We start from the raw sequence: 3,371 nt of genomic DNA, 5'->3' as shown, positions 1-3,371 counted from the left end.
CTAGGACCTATCAAAGAAATCATAGATACGCTCTTTCCAGCCTCTAAAAAGGATATGAAAGAGCTGCTTGCTTATCAGCTTTGCTTTGAAATGGAGTATTCAAGTCGTCCTATCTTTTGCGACTACGCGCCAATACGAGAGATATCCGTTGCTCTATACCAGGATATGAGCAGTTTCCTGGCTGAATTAAAAGCCAACTTACCTCAGCGCCCCTACTCCATGAGAACGGTGTATCACCATTTCACACAGTTCAAAGCCGTAATGGTGTTGCTTTGGAAAGAGCTAGGTCAAGAATATAAATTCCTGTTGGGCGAGCATGGCCTAAAAGCATTCGATAGCCGTATATGTAATTTGCAAAAAGTTATCTTCCTGTTATTACAGAATGCAGGCCGAGCGAGCATTATTGCTACCTACACAGCCTATACCTATCAGAAAAGTATTAAATGGTTAGTAACCGAAAGAGGTGTCTCTGCGATTGATGCTTATCCTATTTCCATAAACAGGACAGATAAGCACCTAAAGCGCTTAAATACTGACGATTACTATAGTGCCGAGCAGTGCCGTGAACTGGCTTATCATATCGAGGCGTTACTCGCGGAGCCGGAAATAATCGGCGAGCGTCGTATCGTTCTAATGCTGGCTCGAATCCTTCTAAAGACTGGTTGGAATCTTTCCCCAACACTGGGCCTTAAATGTGAGGATGTTACTCCGACTGCAACGTTGGGAAGTCCAGGCGCAATAACGGTAGTGCTTCAAAAAGCACGAGCTGGTTATCGATCGGATGCCTATTCCTTCAAGGAACCCATATCTCCTTCGATCGCAGTTCGTAGTGCAGCTGCTGATCTGCTTTATGTGCGTGATGTCCTAACCAAGGACTTGAGGGCGTCCCTGCCTGAGAACTCCCTGTACAAGTCCTATGTGTTTCTCATTAAGCGAAAGGGAAAGATAGAGCGGCTTTCCATGGCGGCAACGAAGGTCGTCACCGAACTGATATCCAGACGTGGTTGCTCACTTACATTCGACTCCAAGAAGATCCGCAAAGGCGGGGTCAACCATGTGTATCGTGCTATACAAAAAAACTCTGGCGACTATGAGACAGCTGCTAGGCATGAGTTGAAGACATTTGAGGCCAGCTACCTTCGTCTTGATGAGAATCAGTCCAGATACACCCTGGCTCAGGCTTTGGATGTTATGGGCAAGTACTTTGCGGGTAAGGAAATATCCGCCGATTTTGTAATTATCACTGATCAAAGTGATGTCTTACAGCACACCCCAGCCGGGCAGTGCTCATCAACCGGTGATGATACCGAAGCATTGCGATATAGAGCCGAACACAGGCGGCTTCTCTCTGAAAGAGGCACTTCAGCGCGCTATTGTGCGGATTTTCTAAGCTGTATCTGGTGCAAATTCTTCCGGTCGGTGGCAGACCCAGAACATGTCTGGAAGTTATTGAGCTATCGAGCATACCTTCTGCAGTCTATGGAGTCGTCTGTGCTGCCTAATGATGAGACTGAAGATCAACGAATCCACCTTGCTATCCTCAAAACGCGAGTAGCTGAGATTCTCCGTCGACTCGATGCTATCTCTCCGGGAGTAGTTGTCCAGGGGGAAGCATTACTAGCCGACAACGGGATGCATCCAGACTGGTCTTTTGCGTTAACGGATGCTCCCTCATCAACAAGTGCCCTATAGGACTCATTCCGTGATGACCGATCTGGCTTATGTATTGGATGTGATCACCCGAATAGATAGCCACATAAGCCTGAATGACCTTTCCGCTGATGAAATTGATTCGTTAAGAGATAGGGTTATCTGGGCTTATAGCGATCCGCGTAGCGGTCAGGTCAGATATGTATTTGGAGACAAACTCTTCTCTCCTCAAGGCGCAAGAAAAGGCGTCATTATTTCCACAGGCAGCAAACAGTTTGATTATGAATTAAAGGCCATCATGCTCCTGTTGTTCCATCATGGCCTTCGAGAAGGGGGCGTTTCTTATAAGTGGCATACTGTAGCGCAAAGAGTACGCACGCTGGTCAAGTTCTCTGAATACTGCGCCAAGGCAGGATTAGCATCATTTCGAGATTTTCCTGCCCTTCAGACATTAAGAGTTCGAAACCTTTTGCTAGCGTTTCTAACTGGTAACGATCGTCGTAGCGGTATGAATGCTCAGCTAGCGACCTCCTGTTATAAAAGCTTCAGGGATGCCTTTAAACATCTGGTCGATTACGGCTTAATACCTTGCCCAGTAATGGAGCTGTTGAATGAACTGACCCTGGCGGAGATAGACCGACACGAAGTAAGGAACCGACTTCGTCATGCAATCATTCCGACTGGAATCATGAAGCAGCTGATTGCTGAAGCCTCATCCTATTTAGAAAATGCAGAAAACCGGTTTGAGGACTTTTCGAAAGCTTTTCGTCAGACGCATCACGCAATTATCAAGGGAAATTGCAAGACGCTTAAGCACATTATTTCTTCAGCCGAGTATGACTTGGTAAAGCAACTAAAAGAAACGCTTTATAGTTACTTTAGAGACCTGAAACGACACACATATACTCTAATCCTAGCTTTTACTGGTATGCGTGATGCTGAGGTAGGTGCGTTGAAGACAGGTTCGGCCCATAGCCGTATCGAAGACGGAGAGCAATTTTATTACCTGAACAGCGTAATGACCAAAACGGCGGATAATGCTATCCAGCTGGATTGGATAGCTAATGAGCTCATCTATCGTGCTGTAACGTTACTATCAAAAGTCAACGCCCTTTACTATGAACGTGCCAGACTAATTCTGGAGCATCAATCGCACAGGTTAACTGAGACGACACGCAATAAACTGACATCTGGTTTGAAAAACCAGTGGTTATTTGGCCTGCGCCTAACGGTGTGTACATCTAATTTCGTAGTGTGCACAAAAGGCGGTGATTGCGTGAAGTCCTTACGCCTTGGCCTTTACCGTATCTTAGTGACAGAGCAGGATTTACAGCAGCTTGAAACGATGGCGTGTAACTACCGCTCTGTAGCTGCCAATAGTGGCAACCGAGGAGTACCTTACAGGGTCGGGGATGTGTTCAAGTTTACGGCTCATCAGTTCCGACATACCTTTGCCTGGTTCATCATAGCTAATCGTCTAGGTGATCTGGACGATATCAAATACCAATTCAAACATCTGCACCGCGCCATGAGCCTTGTCTACGCTGAAAGAGGCTTCCAGTCATTTAATGAGCTCAGAGCTGTGATTGAGCATTTTGGAAATCTCCTGAATAAGCGCTCACTAGACGATATTGTGCAAGCAGCTGAAACAGGTATTGTCGCCGGTGGTGGCGGTGAGCGATTGACCCGTATGCTGCAGGCTCTTAATAGTACAGAGGAGG

Annotated in this window: 2 protein-coding genes; both read left to right on the top strand. The window is 46.5% G+C overall.

The features are described 5' to 3' along the window. Positions 1-1,692: hypothetical protein (locus tag PLU01S_RS25900; RefSeq protein WP_218019578.1), on the top strand; the 1,692-nt coding region annotated here is incomplete at its 5' end. 10 nt (positions 1,693-1,702) lie between these two features. Next, a partial coding sequence (locus PLU01S_RS24930) for an integrase (protein WP_139804005.1) occupies positions 1,703-3,371 on the top strand: 1,669 nt, incomplete at its 3' end.

The organism is Pseudomonas luteola NBRC 103146 (assembly GCF_002091675.1).
In the GTDB taxonomy this organism is placed as follows: Bacteria; Pseudomonadota; Gammaproteobacteria; order Pseudomonadales; family Pseudomonadaceae; genus Chryseomonas; species Chryseomonas luteola.
This window is presented reverse-complemented; position numbering and strand designations above follow the sequence as displayed.